This is a genomic window from Streptomyces sp. NPDC051218 (genome assembly GCF_044455475.1).
In the GTDB taxonomy this organism is placed as follows: Bacteria; Actinomycetota; Actinomycetes; order Streptomycetales; family Streptomycetaceae; genus Streptomyces.
In genome coordinates this window covers 305,493-328,066 of the sequence record NZ_JBITEU010000010.1, presented here as the reverse complement: position 1 = coordinate 328,066, position 22,574 = coordinate 305,493, and the positions used below count along the sequence as shown (strand labels likewise).

The following is a 22,574-nucleotide window of genomic DNA, read 5'->3' as shown; positions in this document are numbered from 1 at the left end:
CACCCGGAGGCCGGGCGGACCACTGAGGTGGACCGCCCGGCCTCCGGTGCGACCGGCATGACATCTGTCATCCCGGACTCGGCACATACGACACTGCCGCGCCCGCCGTGCCTTGGCGACGATGGATCACATGAACGCAGTGACCTCCACAGCGGTGCGAGCGGTGAGCTTCCACCAGGTGACCAAGGCCTACGGCGACGTGCGCGCCGTCGACGCCCTCTCCCTCGATCTCCACCCCGGCGAGACGGTTGCCCTCCTCGGGCCGAACGGCGCCGGCAAGTCCTCCACGCTCGACCTGCTGCTCGGCCTGCGGCACGCGGACAGCGGCACCGTGCGGGTCTTCGGCACGAGCCCGCGCGAGGCGATCACCGCGGGCCGGGTCGGCGCGATGCTGCAGAGCGGCGGTCTGATGGCGGAGGTCACCGTCCGCGAACTGGTGCGGCTCGCCTGCGATCTGCACCCGAGGCCGCACCGCCCGGACGACGTGCTGGCCGCCGCCGGCCTCACCCAGCTCGCCGACCGCAAGGTCGACAAGCTCTCCGGCGGGCAGGAGCAGCGCGTCCGCTTCGCACTCGCGACCGCCGGAGCGAACGACCTGATCGTCCTCGACGAGCCGACCACCGGCATGGACGTCACCGCGCGCCAGGCCTTCTGGGCGACCATGCGCGAGCAGGCCGACCAGGGCCGCACGGTCCTGTTCGCCACGCACTACCTGGAGGAGGCCGACGCGATCGCGGACCGGGTCCTCGTCCTGCACCGCGGCCGTCTCCTCGCGGACGGCACCGCCGCCGAGATCAAGGCGAAGGCAGGGGCGCGCAGGATTTCTTTCGACCTCCCCGAGCCGGAAGAGGGAGTGGCGGAGAAGCTGCGCGCCCTGCCGTTCCTCACCGCCGCCGACGTCTCCGGCCACTCCGTACGCCTTCAGTCGACGGACGCCGACGCCACCGTGCACGCGCTCTACGGGCTCGGTCTTTACCCTCGCAATCTCGAAGTGGCGGGCCTTGGCCTGGAGCAGGCGTTCGTGGCGATCACCGCGGCGGAAGAGGCCGAAGAGGCCGAAGAGGCCAAGAAGGAGGCAGGGGCATGCTGATCAAGCTGGAAATCGTCCGCGCGTTGCGGAACAAGAAGTTCCTGTTCTTCTCGGTGATGTACCCCTCGATGCTCTTCCTGATCATCGCGGGCGGTCAGAGCGGCACGGACATGGTCGGCGACACGGGGCTCGCGCTGCCCGCCTTCTTCATGGTGTCGATGGCATCGTTCGGCGCCCTCACCGCCGTCCTCATGGGCAACAGCGAGCGCATCGCCAAGGAGCGCGAGAGCGGCTGGGTGCGCCAACTGCGCCTGACGAGCCTGCCCGGACGTGGCTACGTGATCGCGAAGACGGCCAGTGCCGCCGTGGTCAGCCTGCCGTCGATCGTCGTGGTGTTCGTGGTCGCCGCGGCCGTCAAGGACGTACGCCTGGAAGCCTGGCAGTGGCTGGCCCTGACCGGCGCGATCTGGGCGGGCAGCCTCTGCTTCGCCGCGCTCGGCGTGGCCATCGGCTATCTGGCGACCGGCGACGCCGTCCGCCCGATCACGATGATCGTGTACTTCGGGCTCTCCGTGCTCGGCGGCCTGTGGATGCCCACCGCGACCTTCCCGCAGTGGCTGAGCGACATCGCGTCCTGGCTGCCGACCCATGCGTACGCTGCCCTCGGACAGGCCATCGAACTGGGTGACGCCCCGCACGCGAAGGACATCGTGCTCCTCGTCGGGTACTTCGTCCTCTTCGCGGGCGGCGCGGCATGGCTGTACCGGAAGGACACATCGAAGGCGTGAGCGACACCGACCGCACCGACCGCACCCACCACGCCGACGGCACCGACCGCGCCGACCGCGCCGACGGCACCGACCGCGCTGACCGCGCCGAGCGGGCCCACCCGCTGGACACCTTCGGCCACCCGCCGGCCGGCCGCCGTCAGGTGCTGACGAAGGTGCTCTGGATCGGCATCTGGCTGGTCTTCCTGGCCGGTCCGGTGGAGGACCTGATCGGGGCCGAGCGCAGCGGCGCGGCCACCGCGCTCGGCTGCGTCGGCCTGACCGCCTTCGTGGTCTGCTACCTGTCCCTGGTCTTCCGTTACACCGCCAGGGTGCACGACTGGCGTGCGGTGCACGTGTCGTTCGGGGTGCTGCTCGCGCTGGCGGTCGGCCTCTCGTTCGCCTTCGGCACGGCCTGGCTCGGGCTCTTCGTGTACGTGGCCGTGTCGGCCGGGGCCGTGCTGCCGCTGTGGCACGCCACCTGGGTCATCCCGGCCGTCACCGGCGTGATGATCGCGGTAGGCCTGCGCACCGACAGCGTCGAGGACCTGCTGGGCAGTCTCGCCGTGCTGACCCTCCTGGTCGGCTTCGCGATGACGGGGGTGCGGCAGCTGGTGCGTACGACGGTGCAGCTGCGCCAGGCGCGGGCCACCGTCGCCCAACTGGCGGCGAACGAGGAGCGGTTGCGGCTCGCCCGAGACCTGCACGACCTCCTCGGCCACTCGCTCTCCCTCATCACCCTGAAGAGCGAGCTCGCCGGGCGGATGCTCCCGGCCCACCCCGACAAGGCCGCGCAGCAGGTGGCCGACATCGAGCAGGTCAGCCGCCAGGCCCTGACGGACGTGCGCGAGGCGGTCTCCGGCTACCGCAGGCGCACCCTCGCCGGAGAGCTGGCGGGCGCGCGCACGGCGCTCACCGCCGCCGGTGTCGAGGCCGACGTACCGCTTCAGGCGCCCGCCGTACTGCCCGGAGAGCCGGGGGAGACGGCGCTGGCCTGGGCGCTGCGCGAGGCGGTGACGAACGTCGTGCGGCACAGCGGCGCGCGCCGCTGCACGGTGGCGCTCACGTCGCGGCACACGCTGGACGGGCCGTTCACCGAGCTGTCCGTGGAGGATGACGGCAGGGGCGGTTCCTCCGTCACGCAGGGCAATGGACTGATGGGCCTGGCCGAGCGCGTGGAGGCGGTCGGCGGCGTCGTGGACGTGGGAACCAGCGCGCGCGGAGGCTTCCGGCTCACGGCCAGGGTGCCGCTCGACCGGGGCGCGGAACCGGCGTCCGGCGCCTCCGCCCTAGGATCTCCCGCATGAGTACGGAGAGCGCGGCCACCAGCGTCAGAGTGCTCCTCGCCGAGGACCAGTCGATGGTCCGCGAGGCGCTGGCGGCGCTGCTCGGCCTGGAGCCGGACATCGAGGTGGTCGCCCAGGTGGCCCGCGGCGACGAGGTGCTCGCGGCGGCGCGCGCGCACGCGGTGGACGTGGCGCTCCTCGACATCGAGATGCCCGGCCGCACGGGCATCGAGGCGGCGGCCGAACTCCACGCGGAGCTGCCTGAGTTGAAGATCGTGGTGCTCACCACCTTCGGGCGCCCCGGCTATCTCCGCAGCGCCATGGAGGCCGGAGCCGACGCCTTCCTCGTCAAGGACGCGCCCGCGGCCCAGCTCGCCGACGCCGTCCGCAAGGTCCTCGCGGGGGAGCGCGTCATCGACCCGACCCTCGCGGCGGCGGCGCTCGCGGGCGGCGCGAACCCGCTGACCGACCGCGAGCGCGAGGTCCTGCGCGCGGCGGCCGACGGCGCCACCAACGCCGAGCTGGCCACGGCCCTGCACCTCTCACCGGGCACGGTCCGCAACTATCTCTCGACGGCGATCCAGAAGCTGGCCGTACGCAACCGCGCCGAGGCCGTCAACGTCGCCCGGGACAAGGGCTGGCTCTGAACTGCCCCTTCTTGGGCGTTAGTTCGTCAGTTCAGCATGGCCCGCGCCCCGTGTGCCTCCTGGCGCAGCCGTACCGCCGCCGCCTCGTCCGTGGCGGCCAGGGCATCGGCGTACAGCTCGATCTCCCGCGCGCCGGCGAGGAAGTCGCCTCGCTGGACTAGGAGTTGGGCGCGGTCGTAGTGCAGCCGGTCGGAATGCGCCGGCAGCAGGAGGGAGAGTTCGACCGCCCACAGCGCGACGTCGGAGCGCTCGGGGCGGACCGAGGCCCATGCGCGGATGTTGTTGAGGACGCGCAGGACGATGTCGACGGGACCCGCGGGCTTCAGCATCGACGGCACGAGCGGCGTGCCCGTGGACCCCGCCACCAGCAACTGCGCGTCCGTGGACGACAGTACGTGCCCGCCCGCGAAGGGATTGGCGAGGACCTGCTCGTCCTGCGCGCCGAAACCGACCACGAAGTGGCCGGGCAGGGCCACTCCATGGACGGGCGCGCCCGCGCGCCGCGCGACCTCGATCCACACCACCGAGAGCAGGATGGGCAGGCCTCTGCGCCGCCGCAGGACCTCGTGCAGCAGCGCCGACCGAAGGTGCTGGTAATCACCGGGCCTGCCCTTGAACCCGTAGTGCGCGCCGAGGAGTTCGGCCAGTGCGAGCGCCCAGGACCGGGGCCCTTCGGCCTTGTCGGGCAGCCGCTCGGCCAGCTGGTCGGCGAGACGGTCGAGGACGCGCCGCGTCGTGCGCATGCCCGCGTCGTCGAGATCCGGGTCCGCCTCCGCGCCGATCAGCAGGCACAGCAGCGCGAGATCGGGGCGCGCGGACCGTGCCTGATCGGCGAAGAGGCGTCGCCGTTCGGGGGATTGGGGGTGCATAGATGCTTGGTGCCCCGCCGGGCCGATCGATAGCGCTCCGATCTCTCCCCGCGCCGGTGGCCCCCTCGGTCAAGGGTGCATCCGGGCCCCCTTGAGGACCTTGTCGACCGCGTTGCGCGGGCCGTGGACGAGCATGCCCACCAGGTCGAGCTGGTCGGTCGGCACGGCCCGCACCGCTGCCCGGTTGTCCCGGTCGTTGCCGGTGGCGAACAGGTCGGACGTGAACACCGCCCTCGGCAGCGAGCGCGACAGGGCACGGCCGTGCGCGGCGGTCAGCGTCTCCTTCGATCCCTCGAAGACCATGACGGGCTGGCGGAACATCGACAGGTAGGGGGTGCCTTCGGCGTCCTCGTACGGCTCGCCGATCACCTCGGGTGCCGCCGTGCCGAGCCCGCTGACCAGGAACGCGGTCACGTTGAGGCGCTGCCAGGGCTCCAGGTCGTCACGGAGCAGCACGGCGATCTTCGTGTCGAAGCGGACGGGCGCCTCGCCCGTGATCCCGGCGGTCGCGGTGTCTGTCTCAGCGGTGGTTCTCATGCTTCGAGACTGCCGAGTGGGTGGCTCTCGCGTCTTGTACGTTCTTTGCATGGTGGCCCGGCAGGAGATCTCCGCATGGCGCCCGCCGGTAGCGGGTGTCGTGGAGGTCTTCCATGCCCACTTCACCGAGCACGCGTACCCGATGCACGTGCACGACGCGTGGACCCTCTTGATCGTGGACGACGGGGCCGTCCGCTACGACCTGGACCGGCACGCACACGGCACCCCGGCCGACACCGTCTCCCTGCTCCCGCCCCAGGTCCCGCACAACGGCTCGCCCGCCACCCCCGACGGCTTCCGCAAACGCGTCCTCTACCTGGACATGACCCAGCTGGACGCGAGCTTCATCGGCCCCGCGGTGGACGGCCCCGACCTGGTCGACCCCGTCCTGCGCAGCCGCGTGGGCCGGCTGCACGCGGCTCTCGCGCAGCGGGGCGACGAGCTGGAGGCCGAGAGCCGCCTGGCCCTGATCGGCGAGCGGCTGCGCGGCCACCTGCGCCCCAGGCTCGCCACCGAACCGGCCGGCGGCCCCGGGCGGGGCGTCGCCCAGGACCTCCGCGATCTCCTCGACGAGCGGCTGCTCGACGGCGTGACGCTGGACGAGGCCGCGCACCTGGTCCACGCCCACCCCACCCATCTCGTACGCGCCTTCAGCGGGGCCTTCGGCATCGCGCCGCACCAGTACGTGACGTCCCGCCGCGTCGACCGCGCCCGCCGTCTCCTCCTGGCGGGGCAGCCACCCGGCGAGGTGGCGACCGCCGCGGGTTTCTACGACCAGTCGCACCTCACCCGGCACTTCAAGCGGATGGTGGGCATCGCCCCGGGGCGCTACGCCCGTACGCGGGCTGACAGTTGAGCTGACAGCGTCAGTTGAGCATGGCCCGCGCGGCCCGCGCCTGGTCCCGTACCCGGTCCGCCGTGGTCGGCTCCACCGGCGTCACCACGTCGGCGTACTCCTCCAGTTCCGCCGCGCCCGCGAGGAAGTCACCGCGCTGGACGAGGAGTTGGGCCCGCTCGTAGCGCAGTCGCGCCGGGTGGGCGGGCAGCAGCAAGGAGAGCTCGACCGCCCAGAGCGCGACATCCGAGCGCTCGGGGCGGGCCGCGGCCCATGCGCGGATGTTGTTGAGGATGCGCAGCACGATGTTCAGCGGATCGGCGGGCGTCAGCATCGATGCGGACACCGTGCCGCCCGACGAACCGGCGACGAGCAGCTCCGCGTCGGCGCCCGTCAGCAGCCGCCCGCCGGTGAACGGATCGACGAGCACCTGCTCCTCGCGGGCGCCGAAGCCGACCACGAAGTGACCGGGCAGCGCGACGCCGTAGACGGGCGCGCCCGCCCGGCGCGCCACCTCGATCCACACCACCGAGAGCAGGATCGGAAGGCCGCGGCGGCGTTCGAGGACCTCGTGCAGGAGCGAGGACTCCAGGCGCTGGTAGTCGGCGGGCGTTCCCATGAACCCGCTCCGCGCGCCCAGGAGTTCGGCGAGCGCGGCAGCCCACTCCCGCGCACCGCCGGGCCGGTGGGGGAGCAGCCCGGCGAGCCGGTCGAGCTCGATCTGCGCCGCGTCGATGTCGTTCTCGCCGAGCTCCGGATCCGCCTCCGCGCTCACCAGGAGGCACAGCAGGGAGAGGTCGGGCCGCTCGGACCTGGCCTCCTCGGCGAACCGCCGTCGGGACGCGGCGGTCCTTGACTCCTCGTGCATGGGTGCCTCGTGCCTTACTTACCGAGCCGACCGGTAGAAGCTACCGAGCCGACGGGTATCGATAGTGGTGGTACGTGTGGTGCGCGGCGAAGCCAAGACCGCCGTACAGCGCCCGCGCACCCTCGTTGTCGTCCTCGACCTGCAGCCACGCCGCCGAAGCGCCTTCGGCCAGCGCCTGCCGGGACAGCGCGGCCATCACCGCGGTGGCCAGTCCCCGCCTGCGGTGCGCCGGATCCACCTCGACCGCCATGAATCCCGCCCAGCGTCCGTCCACGACGCACCGCCCGATCGCGGCGGGCCCCGCGTCCGGAGAGGCCCCGGGCACGGAAGCGAACCACACCGAGGGGCCGCCCGCCAGCACCTTGAGCACATGCGGCCCCGGGACCCCGAAGCGCTTGTACCGCCGCAGCCACGCCTCGTCGAAGGAGCGCGACAGAAGCACCTGTTCCGCACCTGTTCCGGGCGCGTCCAGATCACCGAGGGGCGCGAGAGCGCCGATGTGGAGCTCGGCGCTCACCTCGCGCTCCCAGCCCCGCTCCGCGAGCTCCGCGCAGAGCAGCTCCTGGGTGCCTTCGGCTCCGGTCGCGGTCTGGATGTACGGGGGCAGCTCCCGCGCCTCGTACCAGTGGCGTACGTGGCCGAGGGCCTCGTCCAGCGGACGTCCGGGATCGCCCAGCGGGAGCACCGAGTTGGCCCGCCGGGTGAATCCGGCCGCCGCCCGCAGCTCCCACTCGCCCAGCGGCTCGCTCTCCACGGGCTGCCAGGCGCGCGCGGAGACCCGCGCCAGCTCCGCGTAGGAGGCCGCCGGGCCGCGCCTGCGGGCCGGGGCCGCGGGGACGACCTTGCCCGCGACCAGCGCACTCTCCGCGATCCGGACACGCTCACCATCGCGCCGTGTGATCAGTACCACACCGTCATTCCACGATGTGAGAACACCCACCGTGTCAGTGAACTTGTCAGCCGTTCTCGACCCGTCGTTGAGGCGGCGCACCGAGACTCGTTTGCCCACGTCAGCAGGGTTGATACGGACCTCGAGCCGTCCGCCCGCAGTGAATTCCACAGCTCTGTACGCCCCTCCTGTTCGGATCATGCCCGGGAACGGAGATACTAGAGGCGGGCATCGACGACGCCGCGCTCCCGCGCGCCAGGCGAGCGGAGCCTGAAGACGGCCCGCCAACGCCCGTATCGAGGAGGAACGACAGCGTGACCTACGTCATCGCGCAGCCTTGTGTCGACGTCAAGGACAAGGCGTGCATCGAGGAGTGCCCGGTCGACTGCATTTACGAGGGCTCCCGGTCCTTGTACATCCACCCGGACGAATGCGTCGACTGCGGAGCCTGCGAACCGGTCTGCCCGGTCGAGGCGATCTTCTACGAGGACGACACTCCGGAAGAGTGGAAGGACTACTACAAGGCGAACGTCGAGTTCTTCGACGAGCTCGGATCGCCCGGTGGTGCCAGCAAGCTCGGCCTGATCGAGCGCGACCACGCCTTCATCGCCGCATTGCCGCCGCAGAACCAGTAACGGCAGCTTGAAGCGCCGCCCCGGTCCCGTACGGCACAGTCGCCGTGCGGGACCGAGGCATTTGTCCACCCCGTACGTATCCGCAGTGCGTACACGCAGCACGGGAGTCAGCACGTGTCCGTAGTCTCCGGTCTCTCCGGCCGCCTTCCCGCCTTCCCCTGGGACAAGCTCGAGCCGTACAAGGCCACGGCCGCCGCCCACCCCGGCGGCATCGTCGACCTGTCGGTGGGCACCCCGGTCGACCCGGTCCCGGAGCTGATCCAGAAAGCGCTGGTCGCGGCGGCGGACTCGCCGGGCTATCCGACGGTGTGGGGCACGCCCGAGCTGCGTGACGCGATCACGGGCTGGTGCGAGCGGCGCCTCGGCGCGCGCGACGTCACGCACCGCAACGTGCTCCCGGTCGTGGGCTCCAAGGAACTGGTCGCCTGGCTCCCGACGCAGCTCGGCCTCGGCCCGGGTGACGTCGTCGCCTACCCGCGCCTGGCCTACCCGACGTACGAGGTGGGCGCGCGCCTGGCCCGCGCCGAGTACGTCAGTTACGACGACCCGATGGAGCTCGACCCGGCGAACCTCAGGCTCCTGTGGCTCAACTCGCCCTCGAACCCCACCGGTCGCGTCCTGTCCAAGGACGAGCTGACCCGCACCGTCGCCTGGGCGCGCGAGCACGGCGTGCTCCTCGTCAGCGACGAGTGCTACCTGGAGCTCGGCTGGGAGGCGGAGCCCGTCTCGGTGCTCCACCCGGACGTGTGCGGTGGCTCGTACGAGGGGATCGTCGCCGTCCACTCGCTCTCCAAGCGGTCGAACCTCGCGGGCTACCGTGCCGCGTTCATCGCCGGTGACGCGGAGGTCCTCGGCGCCCTGCTGCAGATCCGCAAGCACGGCGGCATGATGACGTCCGCGCCGACGCAGGCCGCGGTCGTCGCCGCGCTCGGGGACGACCAGCACGTCCACGAACAGCGCGAGCGGTACGCGGCGCGCCGCACCGCCCTGCGCGACGCCCTCCTGAAGCACGGCTTCCGCATCGAGCACAGCGAGGCGAGCCTCTACCTCTGGGCGACCCGCGACGAGTCCTGCTGGGACACCGTCGGGCACCTCGCGAGCCTGGGCATCCTCGTGGCCCCCGGCGACTTCTACGGCCCGGCGGGCGACCGCTTCGTACGCGTCGCGCTCACCGCGTCGGACGAGCGGGTGGCCGCGGCGGTGGAACGGCTCGCCTGAGCCGCTGACCGCAGCCCGGGAGCGAGGGCGAGCGTGACGGCGACGGACGCCATGGCGAGCACGGTCATGGCGGCCGGCGCCGACGTCAGCTGGGCGACACCGCCCGCGAGCGCGGCGCCCACGCCCTGCATCGTGAGATTCCCGGACGTGTGCAGGCCAAGGGCGTGCCCGCTCAACTCGTCCGGCGTCAGGGCCATCAGCTGCTCCTGAAGCAGCAGGCTCGCCGAGAACCCGACCGAGGCGAGCGTCACCGCGGTGAGCGCGAGGGGCAGCTCCGGGCGCAGCGCGAAGAAGAGGTACGGGACGGCGAGCAACAGCCGCAGCGGCGCGCCGAGCCGCTCCCGCCACCGGCGCGACAGGAACCGCCCGGTCAGCACGTCCCCCGCCAGCATCCCGAACGCGGCGAAGGCGAACAGGAGCCCCGCGCGTTCGGGGTCGAGCGGCACATAGAGCGACTCGCAGCCCACGATCAGGCCGTTGGGCACCCACAGCGCGAGATAGACCGAGCGGCGCGGCGCGGACGACCACAGCAGCGCGTTCGTACGCCAGGTCGCGCCGATCGAGGGGCGCCCGGCGGCGCGTGGTGCCCTGCGGGTGAGCCCGAGGCGCGCGGCGACCGCGGCGGCCAGATAGAGCGCCGCCCCGGCGAGCAGCGTGCCGCGCGGCGAGAACACGGTGACCAGGACGCCGCCGAGCGCGTAGCCGCAGATCTGCATCGTGCCGTTCGACATGTTGATCACGGAGCGGCCGAGGAGATAGCCCTCCCTGGAGAGGATCTCGTTGAGCAGCCCGTACCGCACGCCCCCGCCGAGCGCGGCCAGGCTCCCGAGCACCAGGAGCAGCGCGAAGGCGGCCCACAGCGGCAGCCCGGGGGCGGCCTGGGCCGCGGTGGCCAGGGCGAAGAACAGCGTGATGCCCGCCGTCGCACCGCGCGGCGGCAGCCGGTCGGCCGCCGACAACAGGCAGGCGGCGCCCACGACCTGGGCGAGCGCGGGGCCGAACATGCCGAGCGAGGAGAGCAGCGGCGAGCCGGTCCGGTCGTAGATCAGCGTGCCCAGGGCCAGGCCGCTCACCGTCTGTGCCGCCGCGAGGAAAGAGGCGGTCAGGAAGAGCGGGGTGAACTCCGGAGTACGGAACAGCTCGCGATAAGTGCGCATGCGAAGGAGTCTTCGGGGGCTTTGTGCGCGAGGGTTAATGTTTCGCACGGCGGCGAAAGGTGCCCGGAGGAAGGGCTGCGGCATGGGCTGTTGGCAGGTCAACGCGGACACGCTCGCGGACAGCCGCTTCGTCGTGTCACCGCTGGCCGAGGCGACGGCGAGCCTCTTCTCGCTGGCGCGCCGGACGGCGACGCACCCGGGGGAGCGCGGCTGGCTCGACGCCCATCTGCCCGCCTACCGCCGGAGGTTGGCCGCCGAGCCCGGTCTCGCGCAGCTGGTGCGGGCCGCGCTGGGCGACCGGACCCGCTGGATCGCGGACTTCCTCACGCCGACCCCCCTCGGCGACGGCGCATGCTCCTTCGCCGAAGAAGTGGCGCACATCCGCGAGACCCCTGACGCGACCGCCCGAGCGCACCTGACGGTGTCCTACGGAAGCCCGCTTCCTCCGGAGCTCCTGCGCCCCGGCGCCCCGGACCGGATGGCGGGCCTCCTGGAGTGGGTGTGGACGCGGACGGTGCTGCCGCGCTGGCCCCACATCCGTACGGTCATCGAGGCCGATGTCATCGCGCGCACCGCCCAGTTGAGCCAGGGCGGCTGGGCCGAGGCGCTGAACGGCATGCGGCCGGGAATGCGCTGGCTGGGGGAGAGCAGGCTCCAGATCAACACCCACGACTACCCGCCGCGCGAGATCTCCGGGGCGCGCCTCCTCTTCGTGCCGGTCACGCCACGGCAGGGCTGGGCGTCGTGGAGCGCGGCGGACCGGTACGCGCTGGTGTACCCGTGCTCGGGGGTGCTCGCCGACGCGGACCGGTCGGCCGCGGTGCCCGAGCCGCTCGGCAGGCTCCTGGGTCCGGCGCGGGCGGGCGTCCTGGTGCTCCTCGCGACGCCGAAGAGCACCTCGCAGCTGGTCACGCTGACGGGGCAGGGGCTCGGCTCGGTGGGCCGCCATCTGCGGGTGCTGCTGGACGCGGGGCTCGTGCGCGGACGGCGTACGGGGCGGTCGGTGCTGTACTTCCGTACGGCGGCGGGGGAGGTCCTCGTCGAGGCGCAGCGCGGCGGGTGAGGCGCGGGGCGGCCGACGCGCGGTGAGGGCCCGGAGCCAGTCGGCTCCGGGCCCTCGTCGGTTGTACGCGGCGGTCAGCCGAGCGGCAGGCTCTTGACCGGCAGCTGGTCGGTGGGCAGTCCGCCCTTGGTGACCGTGTCCGTCGGCAGGCCCTCGCCGACGGCGTCGGTCGGCAGGCCGCCCTTGGTGGCCGTGCCCGCGGTGTCGCCGACCACGTCACCGGCGCTGCCCGCGAGGTCACCCGCGGCCTTCTGGGCGACGGGGGTCGCGGTCTTGGCGCCCGATCCGACGACCTTGCCCGCGGCCGGGACGCCCTTCTTCACGGCCTTGCTGCCGGACTCACCCGCGAGACCGGTGGTGTTCTGAGCCGCGCCGTCGACGGTGTTGCCCAGACCGGCGCCGTCCACGGCGGACACACCGCCCAGGTTGGGGGTGGCCGGGAGTTCGGCGGCGCTTGCGGAGCCGGCCGCACCGACCACGGGAGCCGCCCCCGCTGCGATGAGCAGCGCGGCGCGGGCGATCCGGCGGGTCAGGGGGAGGGACATGATGCTCCTTCAGACGGGAGAGAACGTTGGTGTGTCCGGCCGGATGGGGCCCGGCGCTCGGACGCAGTGACTACCGCTCGAAGCCCTCGAAGGTTGCGGTGGCCCAACGCAAAGAATTGGCAATGCATCGCATAATCGGCTGTGGATAAAAACGGGCAAAAGGATCAGTCGGTGGAAGGCTGCTGAATCGTCAATGCCCTGTGTTCGCAAGGGTCCGGCGGGCGCGGGGAGGAGTGCGCGAAAGTCTGGGCGGTGCATCGCCCGTGCGTGATCAGCGTGACTCGATCGGGTGACCTGCCGTACTACTGCCCAATGACAATTCGGACGTCGCCCGTGCCCGTCCCGGCGCCCGCGCGCCGATCGGCCTCGCCCGCCTTGCCCGGCTTGCGCCATTCCGTCCCGGAATCCGCGGCGCTCCACTCCCTGCCGTCGTACGAGACACGCTCGATGCCGAGCGTGGACGCCTGGGCCACCGCCCAGTGCGCGAGCTCCCAGCCCCGCTGCTCGGCCCCGCCCTCGACGCCTGCCGCCGTGGCGTTCACCGGCACGGTGACCGTGTCGCCACTGCCGCCCTTCGGGGTCACCTCGCGGCCGAAGTCGCGGACCAGGGCCTCGCGCACCTTCGCCGGGTCGCCCGGCTCGTCGGCCGTGCGGCCCTCGCAGGTGAGGGTGGCGGGTGCGCGGCCCGTCAGCGCGGCGGCGAGCAGCGCGGCGTCCGGCTCGTGCTTCGCGTACGCCTGGGGGTAGCCGCTGCGCTGGACGCGCTGTGCGGCGACGGTCAGGGGCAGCCGTGAATAGCCCGGGACGTCCTTGAGGTGGGCGTAGAAACGCGCCGCCGAGTACGCCGGGTCCATGATCTGTTTCTCGTTGCCCCAGCCCTGCGATGGCCGCTGCTGGAAGAGGCCGAGCGAGTCCCGGTCACCGTGGCTGATGTTGCGAAGGCCCGACTCCTGGAGCGCCGTCGCCAGGGCGATGGTGACCGCACGCTCCGGCATGCCGCGCGAGGTGCCCACCGCGGCGACCGTCGCCGCGTTCTGCGCCTGCTCGGCCTCGAATTCGTACGACGCCCCGTCGCCGTTGCCCGAGACGACCTGACAGCGTGGCGCGGCCTTGCCGCCGAAGACGTACTGGACGATCACATAGCCCACGAGCGCGAGCAGGACCGCGACCGCGGCCCCGATACGGAGGAGGCGGCCGCGCCGGACGAGGGTGGGGGGCTCAGGCACGCGACCAAGGTACTGGAGGCCACCGACAGGCCCGTGCGCCGAGGGGCGTTAGGGTCGAAGCCATGGCCCAGACCTCACACGACACGTCGCTCGACCTCACGCTCGACGCCGCCGCGCTCACCGCCCAGCTGGTCGATTTCCCGTCGCCGAGCGGCCAGGAGAAAGCCCTCGCGGACGCGATCGAGACGGCCCTGCGCGGTCTGCCGCACCTCACGGTCGACCGGCACGGCAACAACGTGGTGGCGCGCACGAACCTGGGCCGGGCCGAGCGCGTGATCCTCGCCGGGCACATCGACACCGTCCCGATCGCGGACAACGTGCCCTCACGCCTGGACGAGGACGGCGTCCTGTGGGGCTGCGGCACCTGCGACATGAAGTCGGGCGTCGCCATTCAGCTGCGCATCGCGCAGACCGTGACCGAGCCGAACCGCGACCTCACCTTCGTCTTCTACGACAACGAAGAGGTCGCCGCCCACCTGAACGGCCTCGGCCATGTCGCCGACGCCCACCCCGACTGGCTCGCCGGTGACTTCGCGATCCTCCTGGAGCCGACGGACAACCAGGTCGAGGGCGGCTGCCAGGGCACGCTGCGCGTCCACCTGAAGACGAACGGCACGCGCGCGCACTCCGCGCGCGCGTGGATGGGCTCGAACGCCATCCACAAGGCCGCGCCGATCCTGGCGAAGCTCGCCGCGTACGAACCGCGCAAGCCCGTGGTCGACGGCCTCCAGTACCACGAGGGCCTCAACGCCGTACGCGTCGAGGGCGGCGTCGCCACCAACGTCATCCCCGACGAGTGCACCGTCGTCGTCAACTTCCGCTACGCGCCGGACCGTTCCGAGGACGAGGCACTCGCCTTCGTGCGCGACTACTTCGCCGACTGCGAGATCGACGAGTTCGTCGTCGACGACCACACGGGCGGCGCGCGCCCCGGCCTCGACCACCCGGCAGCCGCGGCCTTCATGGCGGCGGTCGGCGGCGAGGCCCTTCCCAAGTTCGGCTGGACGGACGTCTCCCGCTTCAGCGCGCTCGGCGTGCCCGCCGTGAACTACAGCCCGGGGAACCCGCTGCTCGCCCACAAGATCGACGAGCGCGTGAAGGCCTCCCTCATCCCGGAGGCCGAGAAGCGGCTGAGTGCCTGGCTGACATCCTGATTTCCCGCAAGGGTCCGTCGCCCGTAACGCCCGTGGATCTACGCTGAAGCAGCACGTCGAGCACACCAGCACGTCGAGCAGGACCGTCAGTGGAAGGGGACGTTCATGGGTAGTCCAGAAGGGCAGGGCCCGCGGGACGAGCAGCACTTGGGGCCCGTGGTGCGGCGGCGTGAGCAGATCACCCCCGGCACCACCGACCAGCGGCTCCTCGACACCGACGCCGAGGGCGAGTCGGAGTGGGTGCACACCGATCCCTGGCGGGTCATGCGCATCCAGTCCGAGTTCGTGGAAGGCTTCGGCGCGCTCGCCGAACTCCCCAGCGCCATCAGCGTCTTCGGATCGGCCCGCACACCTCCGGGATCGCTCGAGTACGAGGCGGGCGTCCGCATCGGCAAGGCGCTCGTCGACGCGGGCTTCGCCGTGATCACCGGCGGCGGTCCCGGCGCCATGGAGGCGGCCAACAGGGGCGCGCGCGAGGCCAAGGGCGTCTCCGTGGGCCTCGGCATCGAGCTGCCCTTCGAGCAGGGCCTGAACGAGCACGTCGACATCGGCGTGAACTTCCGCTACTTCTTCGTGCGCAAGACCATGTTCGTGAAGTACGCGCAGGGCTTCGTGGTCCTGCCCGGCGGCCTCGGCACCCTGGACGAGCTCTTCGAGGCCCTCACCCTCGTCCAGACCCGCAAGGTGACCCGCTTCCCGATCGTCCTCTTCGGATCGGAGTACTGGGGCGGACTCGTCGACTGGCTGCGCGGCACGGTGGTGGCGGGCGGCAAGGCCTCCGAACACGACCTGCACCTCTTCCACGTCACGGACGACGTGGACGAGGCGGTCTCCCTCGTGACGAAGGAAGTCGGCCGCTAGGCCCAGGCCGGGCGGCCTCACCGGGCGGGCACCCGGCCCGTCCGGTGGCCGCTAGGCGAGCCCCCGACGCGCCACCGCGGGCTCCCGGTGGCCGGCGATCGTGGTCACCATGTCGAGGACCTGCCGGGTCTCCGCGACCTCGTGCACCCGGTACACCTGAGCCCCCAGCCACGCCGACACCGCGGTCGTGGCCAGTGTCCCCAGCACGCGCTCCTTGACCGGCTTGTCGAGCGTCTCGCCGACGAAGTCCTTGTTGGACAGGGACACGAGCACGGGCCAGCCGGTCTCCACCATCTCCCCGAGCCGCCGCGTCGCCTCCAGCGAATGCCGCGTGTTCTTCCCGAAGTCGTGCCCGGGATCGATCATCACGGACTCACGCGGCACCCCGAGCGCGACCGCGCGCTCGGCGAGGCCGAGGGTGACCGAGAGGATGTCGGCCATGACGTCCTCGTACGTGAGCCGATGGGGGCGGGTCCGCGGCTCGGCGCCACCCGCGTGCGTGCACACCAGCCCGACTCCGTAGCGGGCCGCCACCTCCGCGAGGCGGGGGTCGACCCCGCCCCACGCGTCGTTCAGGACGTCGGCGCCGGCCTCGCAGACCGCCTCGCCGACCTCGTGCCTCCACGTGTCGACGCTGATGACGACATCGGGGAACCGCTTGCGCACATCGGCGACGAAGCCGACCGTCCGCCGCGCCTCCTCATCGGCCGTCACCTCGTCGCCGGGACCGGCCTTGACCCCACCGATGTCGATGATGGCGGCGCCCTCCGCCACCGCCTGCTCCACGCGGGCCAGCGCGGGCTCGTCGCGGAACGTGGCGCCCTGGTCGTAGAAGGAGTCAGGGGTCCGGTTCACGATCGCCATGATCACCGGCTCGTGCGCGCCGAATTCACGCCTGCCAAGCCTGAGCATCCCCGGTGAGCCTCCTTCGTCGGTGCCGTGGTCCGGCCGCCTGCGACCTTAACTGTCACAGGCGCATGGCACGATCGGACCCTGACAGTTTCAGCACGGCAGTCGAGCGTGGGGGCCGAAGAGATGGTCTTGTTCTTGTTCCTGGTCATCGCCCTCGTCGTGGTGGTCGGCGCGGTGACCCTGGCCGTGGTGGGCGGAGGTGAGCGCGCCGCGCTGCCCGACGTGGCGGCCGAGCGGTTGGTCGACCCGCTGCCGCCGGACCGTGCCCTGCGCCGCGCGGACGTGGAGGCAGTGCGCTTCCCGCTGACCGTGCGGGGCTATCGCATGGCGGACGTGGACGACGTACTCGGCCGCCTCGCCGCCGAACTGGCCGAGCGTGACGCCCACATCGCGGAGCTGGAGGCGGCACTCGCCGGCGCCCAGGCCACCGCGGTCGGCGGCCCCGGCCTCCTCAAGACGCACGCCCCGGCCACGCTCCAGGACGAGCCGGCCCCGAAGGACGCCGCCGAAGAGGAGGACGGCCGATGAGCGGCGACGCCCTGGCGGGCCCGGACGGCAGACTGCGCTGCCCCTGGGGCCTCTCGACCGAGGACTACGTGACGTACCACGACGAGGAGTGGGGCCGCCCGGTCCACGGGGACGACGCGCTGTACGAACGGCTCTGCCTGGAGGCCTTCCAGTCGGGCCTCTCCTGGATCACGATCCTGCGCCGCCGCGAGGGCTTCCGTGCCGCCTTCGCCGACTTCAAGATCGCCGAGGTCGCGCGGTTCACGGACGCCGACCGGGAGCGCCTCCTCGCCGACCCCGGCATCATCCGCAACCGCGCCAAGGTCGACGCGACCCTCGCCAACGCGCGCGTGCTCGCCGACTGGCCGGACGGTGAACTCGACGAGCTCATCTGGTCGCACGCCCCGGACCCGGCCTCCCGCAAGGCCCCGAGCGCCCTGGCCGACGTACCGGCGATCACGCCCGAATCCACGGCCCTGTCCAAGGCCCTGAAGAAGCGCGGCATCCGATTCGTCGGCCCCACCACGGCCTACGCCCTGATGCAGGCCTGCGGCCTGGTGAACGACCACTTGGAGGATTGCGTGATCCGCGTCCCCCAGGGGCGCTAGCGGCCCAGGTACTTCGGCTTCGCCTTGTCCAGGAACGCCTGGACGGCGATCGCGTGGTCCTCGGACGCGCCCGCCTTCGCCTGAAGCTCCTCCTCCTTGGCCAGGGACTCCTCCAGGGTGTGGCCCGCCGCGTAGGCGAGCGACTCCTTGAGCGCCCCGTAGGCGAGGGTGGGGCCCTGGGCGAGGGTGCGGGCCAGCTTCTGGGCCTCGGCGGCCAACTCGGCCTCCGGAACGACCTTGTTGGCGATCCCCAGGTCGTACGCGTCCTGGGCGCTGATGTTGCGCGGGAAGAGCAGGAGATCGGCGGCGCGGCCAGGACCGATCAGGCGCTGCAGCGTCCAGGAGACGCCCGAGTCGGCGGTCAGCGCGACCCCGGCGAAGGACGTGTTGAAGCGCGCGGTGTCCGCGACGATGCGGTAGTCGGCGGCGAGCGCGAAGCCGAAACCGGCGCCGGCGGCGACGCCGTTGACCCCCGCGACGACCGGCTTGGCCATCCCGGTCAGGGCGCTCAGGATGGGGTTGTAGTGCTCCCGCACCGTGCTCATCGTCTGTCCGGTGCCCGCCGCGCGGTCCGACGTGAGCAGACCTACGTGTTCTTTGAGGTCCTGTCCCACACAGAAGGCGCGCCCGGTCGCGGTGAGCAGGACGGCACGGACCGCGGGGTCCGACCCGGCCGACTGCACCGCCTCTCGCAGAGCGACCTTGGCCTCGATGTTCATCGCGTTCATCGCCTCGGGGCGGTTGAGCGTGATGGTCGCGAGCCCGTCGCTCACCTCGTAGAGCACGGTGTCGGCCATGGTGAATCCCCTCCAGTGGTCCTGCGCCGGTCATCTTTGTCCGGGCCCAGCATGACGGAGATCATCGGGCTCCGGCATGAGGGGAGATATGTGACCTGCGTCAAAGAATTCCCGGCCGCGGAGGGGTAAGAGGCGGCGAAGTATCGCAGCCACATCGTCGAATTGAGTGGTTTTGCGGGTGCGCGTTGCGCAAGCGATGCAGACCGATGTTGGTCATCGGGTCCTGCCATGCGGGATAATGGCCTGGAAGCAATATGTTCGATGCCGGTGACACCTGGGTTGTCGGCTGCGATGAGCTGGTTTCAGGAAGGGGAACGAGCATGGCGGCCATGAAGCCGCGGACGGGCGACGGCCCGCTCGAGGTGACCAAGGAGGGGCGGGGCATCGTCATGCGCGTTCCGCTCGAAGGCGGCGGACGACTTGTCGTCGAACTGACTCCGGACGAGGCCGATGCACTCGGCGACGCCCTGAAGAAGGTCGTCGGCTGACGCGGAAGCGCCCACACTTTTTCACTGCCCCGGCATCGTACAAACGAGCCGGGGCAGTGCTATGTCCGGGGTTCGGCCGGGTTCGGGAGGAGCCGTGGCGCGGGCGGCGCTCAGCGTTTGACGGCGCAGAGCAGGCCGTCGCCCACCGGGAGCAGCGCGGGCATCAGGTCCTGGCTCTCGCGCACGGTGCGCAGCAGTTCGCGGATGCGCAGCACCTCGACGGGCTGCGGACCGGAGTCCACCGTCCGGCCGTCGGAGAAGGCGCCCTCGAAGCAGACGAGTCCGCCCGTGCGCAGCAGGCGCAACGATTCAGCGAGGTAGTCCAGGTACTCCGTGCGGTCGCCGTCGCAGAACACGAGGTCGTACCCGCCGTCCGCGAGGCGCGGCAGTACGTCGAGTGCGCGGCCGGGGATGAACCGCGCGCGGTTGCCGGCGAATCCGGCGGCGCGGAAGGCCTCCCGCGCGAACTGCTGACGTTCCGGCTCGGGGTCGACGGTGGTCAGGACGCCGTCGGGCCGCATTCCGTGCAGCAGGTGGAGCCCGGACACGCCCGTGCCCGTCCCGATCTCGGCGACGGCCTTGGCGTCCGCCGTGGCCGCGAGCAGGCGCAACGCGGCGCCGGTACCGGGAGACACCGAGGGCAGCCCTGCGTCCTGGGCCCGGTCACGGGCCCAGCGCGTGGCCTCGTCCTCGGCGACAAAGGCGTCGGCGAACGCCCAGCTCGTCTGCCGGTTGCCGGTAATGGCCCTCTCCTGTCCCCGTGGTTGCCTGGCCGTGACTGTATCCGTTGGGGGTGGGAACCCGCAGATGGGACCGGGCGTTTAGTAGGGGTAGGCGGACGCCGGGGGTAACGAATGGATCAAGACTGGCCGCGGGGCCTTCGACCAGGCAGGACACCTGGCAGGAAGCCCGTACCAAATTCCAGTAAAAACGCTTATCCGGAGCTAACGGGCGAGGTGGTTATGGTAGGGGCTCCACTGGACACCACCAGAGCCGACAGGGGAGGTGCGGCTGCGTCCGCGAACCGGGGAGGAGCGCTGAAGCGCTTTCTCAGGTTGGTGGGTGAGCCGAAATCCGTGACCGAGACCGCTGACCGATTCCACGCTGCCAGCTCCGCTCAGACCGCGACCTTTGCCGCTGACGCGGATGCGCAGGCGTGGACTCCGCCCACCTGGGAGGAGATCGTCAGCACGCACAGCGGACGGGTCTATCGCCTGGCGTATCGCCTGACCGGTAATCAGCACGACGCCGAGGACCTCACGCAAGAGGTCTTCGTCCGTGTCTTCCGGTCCCTGTCGACCTACACCCCCGGCACCTTCGAGGGCTGGCTGCACCGCATCACGACGAACCTGTTCCTGGACATGGTGCGTCGCAAGCAGCGCATCCGTTTCGACGCCCTCGGGGACGACGCGGCCGAGCGCCTTCCCAGCCGTGAGCCGTCGCCGCAGCAGGCCTTCAACGACACGCACTTCGACGCGGACGTGCAGCAGGCGCTGGACACCCTCGCTCCGGAGTTCCGCGCGGCCGTGGTCCTGTGCGACATCGAAGGCCTCTCGTACGAGGAGATCGCCGCGACCCTGGGCGTCAAGCTGGGCACGGTCCGCAGCCGTATCCACCGTGGCCGTTCGCAGTTGCGCAAGGCCCTTCAGCACCGGTCGCCCGAAGCCCGCGCCGAGCGCCGCTCGCTCGCAGGAGCCGTGGCGCTGGGAGGAGGGGGCGCGACCGCGTGAGTGGATCACGGTCGAATCCTGTTGAACGGCATCTGGCCGAGCAGCATCTGGGGGACCGACTCGCCGCCCTGGTGGACGGTGAGTTGGGCCATGACGCGCGTGAGCGAGTCCTCGCTCATCTCGCGACCTGTCCGAAGTGCAAGACCGAGGCCGACTCGCAGCGGCGGCTCAAGAGTGTCTTCGCCGAGGTGGCGCCGCCGCCTCCCTCCGAGAGTTTCCTCGCCCGGCTGCAAGGTCTGCCCGGCGGTGGCAGTGAGCCTCCTTCCGGCCCAAGACCTCCTGGAAGCGGCGGCTTCGCCACCGCGGACAGCGAGTCAGGGCTGCCGCCGAGCGGTGTCTTCGGCGTGCGGCCCGAGACCTTCGGCTATGCCCCCGCGGGCACGCATGCCGTGGCGCTGCCGAGTTCGGGGCGCGGTTTCCGTATCCATGACGTCGACCACCGCGACGTGGGCCGGCACGAGGCCGAGCGGTCGCTGTGGCGCGGGCGGCGGTTCGCCTTCGCCGCCGCGGGTGCGGTGTCGCTGGCCGCGATAGCGCTGGGCGGTGTCACGACGGGCATTCCCGCCGACCCGGGTGACCCGCGGGCGGGCTCGGGCACCAGCAACAGCTCCGGCAGCACCAACAGCCAGGGCAACACCAACAACTCGGGTGGCGGCAACAGCAATGCGTCGCCGACGCGTTCGCCGGGCTCGACGGCCGCCGCGGCTCCCGACTCCGTCCGGCGCCGTGGCAGCGGACCGCTTTCCGTGCAGGGGCAGCGCCCCGGGGTCCTCGCGGCGCCGGTCGCGCCGACGCAGGCGACCGGGCCCCTGCTGCCCGGCGTGCCCGCGCGGGGTCCTCGGGTCCAGCAGCCCGCGTCCGTGTCCGCCCAGCAGCAGATGGCGGCGCCGATGCTGACCGGCGCGGCGATCATGTCCCCGCTGATCCGGCCGGTCCCTCCGGTCGTGTCGGGCGGCCCGTCCGCCGCGGGCACCGTGCCGACGCTGGGCGGGGTCTCCATGGAGGGCGCGGGTCCGAGCGGTGAGGCGGACCCGGCGCACACCTCTGCGTCCTCGCCCATCGAAGGCACACTGCAGGGCACTTCACAGATCCGCTGAGGTGCTCTGCGCTTCGGCGCGGGAACCTGGTTGAATCCTCGGTGGGCCGTGCCTGCCCGAGGCTTGTGGCGGGCGCGGAGTTGAGCACGTGATCGGCGTCCGCCGTAAGCCAGGTGTGGGGAGAGCATGGACGAGGGCAAGCCCACGAAGGCGAAATGGTGGAGCCGCCCCAGGTCGGAGTCCGCCTCCGAACCGGAGCACGGCGCCCCCGACGAGGCGATGGCCCCCACCGGCCGGGCGGAGGACGCCTCGGGCGACTTCACGCTGGCAGCGGCGGTTCCGCCGGGGGCGGGGCCTGAACCGACGTCCCCCGCTTCCGACGCCGGGGCACCTCTGCGGGGCACCCCTGACTCGGAAGCCCTCACGCAGCCCGGCACAGGTCCGGCCGCGCCCGGCAGCGCTGCTGCGGGCAGCCCGGCTCCGGGCCGCCCCGGCTCGGTCTCGGCTGACGCCGCTGCTGGCGGCGCGACCCCTGCCGCGACCACCAAGCCCGGCGTCCCTGACCGAGCCGTTCCGGCCCAGTCGGGCCTGGCTCCCGCCGCCCCCGCTCCGGGTGGCCAGCAGCCGGTCGAGGCGGCTTCCGCCCCGGTCACAGGCCCTGGCAGCCCCGGCACAGGCCCCGGCGACGCTGCTCCCGGTGGCCCGGCCCAGGACGCCGTGGCCGTTGCGCCTGGCGTCCCCGGCACGGACGTACCCGCCCAGGCCGGCCCTGCTCCCGCCGACCGCCCCCGCCCGCTGCACGACCCCGATCCGTACAGCACTCCGCCCTACGGTGAGCCCGGCCCCTGGGCCCCCGCCCCGCCCGTACAGCACCCGGCGGCCACCCCGGCCCACGGCACGCAACTCCC

General features: G+C 72.0%; 25 protein-coding genes. 15 read left to right on the top strand and 10 right to left on the bottom strand.

Features of this window, described 5'->3' with window-relative positions:
- Positions 1–130 precede the first annotated feature (130 nt).
- The 4 genes from ACIBCK_RS29520 (at position 131) to ACIBCK_RS29505 (ending at position 3,730) form a co-directional block, all read left to right on the top strand.
- Entirely contained in the window at positions 131–1,090 is a 960-nt protein-coding gene (locus tag ACIBCK_RS29520) for an ABC transporter ATP-binding protein (protein ID WP_399395097.1), read from the top strand.
- The gene (locus ACIBCK_RS29515; protein WP_399395096.1) at positions 1,084–1,818 is read left to right on the top strand and encodes an ABC transporter permease; all 735 of its coding nucleotides are present in this window, start codon (positions 1,084–1,086) and stop codon (positions 1,816–1,818) included. The genes ACIBCK_RS29520 and ACIBCK_RS29515 overlap by 7 nt, the downstream gene beginning before the upstream one ends.
- Before the next feature lie 104 nt (positions 1,819–1,922).
- Positions 1,923–3,104 (top strand): sensor histidine kinase, encoded by a 1,182-nt coding sequence (locus ACIBCK_RS29510; protein ID WP_399395338.1) that lies wholly within the window; start codon positions 1,923–1,925, stop codon positions 3,102–3,104.
- The gene (locus ACIBCK_RS29505) at positions 3,101–3,730 is read left to right on the top strand and encodes a response regulator (protein WP_399395094.1); all 630 of its coding nucleotides are present in this window, start codon (positions 3,101–3,103) and stop codon (positions 3,728–3,730) included. Before ACIBCK_RS29510 ends, ACIBCK_RS29505 begins: the two co-directional genes overlap by 4 nt.
- A gap of 26 nt (positions 3,731–3,756) precedes the next feature.
- Here the strand turns inward: ACIBCK_RS29505 and ACIBCK_RS29500 are convergent, their stop codons facing one another.
- The gene (locus ACIBCK_RS29500; protein ID WP_399395093.1) at positions 3,757–4,599 is read right to left on the bottom strand and encodes a tetratricopeptide repeat protein; all 843 of its coding nucleotides are present in this window, start codon (positions 4,597–4,599) and stop codon (positions 3,757–3,759) included.
- 69 nt (positions 4,600–4,668) lie between these two features.
- A complete protein-coding gene (locus ACIBCK_RS29495) occupies positions 4,669–5,136 on the bottom strand; it encodes a DUF2000 family protein (RefSeq protein WP_399395091.1) in 468 nt (155 codons plus the stop codon).
- Between the two features lie 49 nt (positions 5,137–5,185).
- Between ACIBCK_RS29495 and ACIBCK_RS29490 the strand changes: the two genes are divergently transcribed.
- Entirely contained in the window at positions 5,186–5,992 is an 807-nt protein-coding gene (locus ACIBCK_RS29490; protein WP_399395089.1) for an AraC family transcriptional regulator, read from the top strand.
- A gap of 10 nt (positions 5,993–6,002) precedes the next feature.
- Here the strand turns inward: ACIBCK_RS29490 and ACIBCK_RS29485 are convergent, their stop codons facing one another.
- Positions 6,003–6,839, bottom strand: a complete 837-nt coding sequence (locus ACIBCK_RS29485; RefSeq protein WP_399395088.1) for a tetratricopeptide repeat protein — start codon at positions 6,837–6,839, stop codon at positions 6,003–6,005.
- 40 nt (positions 6,840–6,879) lie between these two features.
- Positions 6,880–7,899 (bottom strand): GNAT family N-acetyltransferase, encoded by a 1,020-nt coding sequence (locus ACIBCK_RS29480; RefSeq protein ID WP_399395086.1) that lies wholly within the window; start codon positions 7,897–7,899, stop codon positions 6,880–6,882.
- A 143-nt stretch (positions 7,900–8,042) separates the two neighbouring features.
- Between ACIBCK_RS29480 and fdxA the strand changes: the two genes are divergently transcribed.
- Both fdxA and ACIBCK_RS29470 read left to right on the top strand, forming a co-directional pair.
- On the top strand, positions 8,043–8,363 hold the full coding sequence (gene fdxA, locus ACIBCK_RS29475; RefSeq protein WP_030573070.1) for a ferredoxin: 321 nt from the start codon (positions 8,043–8,045) through the stop codon (positions 8,361–8,363).
- A 114-nt stretch (positions 8,364–8,477) separates the two neighbouring features.
- Positions 8,478–9,581 carry a bifunctional succinyldiaminopimelate transaminase/glutamate-prephenate aminotransferase gene (locus ACIBCK_RS29470; RefSeq protein WP_399395084.1) on the top strand — a complete coding sequence of 368 codons (1,104 nt, stop codon included), beginning with the start codon at positions 8,478–8,480 and terminating at the stop codon, positions 9,579–9,581.
- Here ACIBCK_RS29470 and ACIBCK_RS29465 read toward each other — a convergent pair.
- A complete protein-coding gene (locus tag ACIBCK_RS29465) occupies positions 9,494–10,738 on the bottom strand; it encodes an MFS transporter (protein WP_399395082.1) in 1,245 nt (414 codons plus the stop codon). The two genes, ACIBCK_RS29470 and ACIBCK_RS29465, sit on opposite strands and share 88 nt — an antisense overlap.
- A gap of 82 nt (positions 10,739–10,820) precedes the next feature.
- On the opposite strand from ACIBCK_RS29465, the gene ACIBCK_RS29460 reads away from it, so the two are divergent.
- Complete coding sequence (locus ACIBCK_RS29460; protein WP_399395081.1) at positions 10,821–11,801, top strand: ArsR family transcriptional regulator; 981 nt, start codon at positions 10,821–10,823, stop codon at positions 11,799–11,801.
- A 74-nt stretch (positions 11,802–11,875) separates the two neighbouring features.
- Here the strand turns inward: ACIBCK_RS29460 and ACIBCK_RS29455 are convergent, their stop codons facing one another.
- Positions 11,876–12,346, bottom strand: coding sequence for an ATP-binding protein (locus tag ACIBCK_RS29455; RefSeq protein WP_399395080.1), 471 nt, complete (start codon positions 12,344–12,346; stop codon positions 11,876–11,878).
- 302 nt (positions 12,347–12,648) lie between these two features.
- Entirely contained in the window at positions 12,649–13,572 is a 924-nt protein-coding gene (locus tag ACIBCK_RS29450; RefSeq protein WP_399395078.1) for a heavy metal transporter, read from the bottom strand.
- Positions 13,573–13,634: 62 nt separating this feature from the next.
- Here ACIBCK_RS29450 and dapE point away from each other — a divergent pair, with 62 nt between their 5' ends.
- Both dapE and ACIBCK_RS29440 read left to right on the top strand, forming a co-directional pair.
- Positions 13,635–14,726, top strand: a complete 1,092-nt coding sequence (gene dapE, locus ACIBCK_RS29445) for a succinyl-diaminopimelate desuccinylase (RefSeq protein ID WP_399395076.1) — start codon at positions 13,635–13,637, stop codon at positions 14,724–14,726.
- Positions 14,727–14,831: 105 nt separating this feature from the next.
- Positions 14,832–15,587: a TIGR00730 family Rossman fold protein gene (locus ACIBCK_RS29440; RefSeq protein WP_399395075.1), complete on the top strand. Its 756-nt coding sequence runs from the start codon at positions 14,832–14,834 to the stop codon at positions 15,585–15,587.
- Between the two features lie 51 nt (positions 15,588–15,638).
- Here the strand turns inward: ACIBCK_RS29440 and folP are convergent, their stop codons facing one another.
- The gene (gene folP, locus ACIBCK_RS29435) at positions 15,639–16,499 is read right to left on the bottom strand and encodes a dihydropteroate synthase (protein WP_399395074.1); all 861 of its coding nucleotides are present in this window, start codon (positions 16,497–16,499) and stop codon (positions 15,639–15,641) included.
- Between the two features lie 123 nt (positions 16,500–16,622).
- On the opposite strand from folP, the gene ACIBCK_RS29430 reads away from it, so the two are divergent.
- Positions 16,623–17,027, top strand: coding sequence for a DivIVA domain-containing protein (locus ACIBCK_RS29430; protein ID WP_399395072.1), 405 nt, complete (start codon positions 16,623–16,625; stop codon positions 17,025–17,027).
- A complete protein-coding gene (locus ACIBCK_RS29425; protein ID WP_399395070.1) occupies positions 17,024–17,614 on the top strand; it encodes a DNA-3-methyladenine glycosylase I in 591 nt (196 codons plus the stop codon). Before ACIBCK_RS29430 ends, ACIBCK_RS29425 begins: the two co-directional genes overlap by 4 nt.
- Here the strand turns inward: ACIBCK_RS29425 and ACIBCK_RS29420 are convergent.
- Entirely contained in the window at positions 17,611–18,411 is an 801-nt protein-coding gene (locus ACIBCK_RS29420; RefSeq protein WP_399395068.1) for an enoyl-CoA hydratase/isomerase family protein, read from the bottom strand. The genes ACIBCK_RS29425 and ACIBCK_RS29420 overlap by 4 nt on opposite strands.
- A gap of 320 nt (positions 18,412–18,731) precedes the next feature.
- Here ACIBCK_RS29420 and ACIBCK_RS29415 point away from each other — a divergent pair, with 320 nt between their 5' ends.
- Positions 18,732–18,899 carry a DUF3117 domain-containing protein gene (locus ACIBCK_RS29415; RefSeq protein ID WP_003966491.1) on the top strand — a complete coding sequence of 56 codons (168 nt, stop codon included), beginning with the start codon at positions 18,732–18,734 and terminating at the stop codon, positions 18,897–18,899.
- Positions 18,900–19,009: 110 nt separating this feature from the next.
- Here ACIBCK_RS29415 and ACIBCK_RS29410 read toward each other — a convergent pair whose 3' ends face one another.
- Positions 19,010–19,708: an O-methyltransferase gene (locus tag ACIBCK_RS29410; protein WP_399395337.1), complete on the bottom strand. Its 699-nt coding sequence runs from the start codon at positions 19,706–19,708 to the stop codon at positions 19,010–19,012.
- 153 nt (positions 19,709–19,861) lie between these two features.
- On the opposite strand from ACIBCK_RS29410, the gene sigE reads away from it, so the two are divergent.
- Positions 19,862–20,629 carry an RNA polymerase sigma factor SigE gene (sigE, locus tag ACIBCK_RS29405; RefSeq protein ID WP_399395066.1) on the top strand — a complete coding sequence of 256 codons (768 nt, stop codon included), beginning with the start codon at positions 19,862–19,864 and terminating at the stop codon, positions 20,627–20,629.
- Positions 20,626–21,726, top strand: coding sequence for a zf-HC2 domain-containing protein (locus tag ACIBCK_RS29400; protein ID WP_399395064.1), 1,101 nt, complete (start codon positions 20,626–20,628; stop codon positions 21,724–21,726). The genes sigE and ACIBCK_RS29400 overlap by 4 nt, the downstream gene beginning before the upstream one ends.
- Positions 21,727–22,574: the final 848 nt, after the last annotated feature.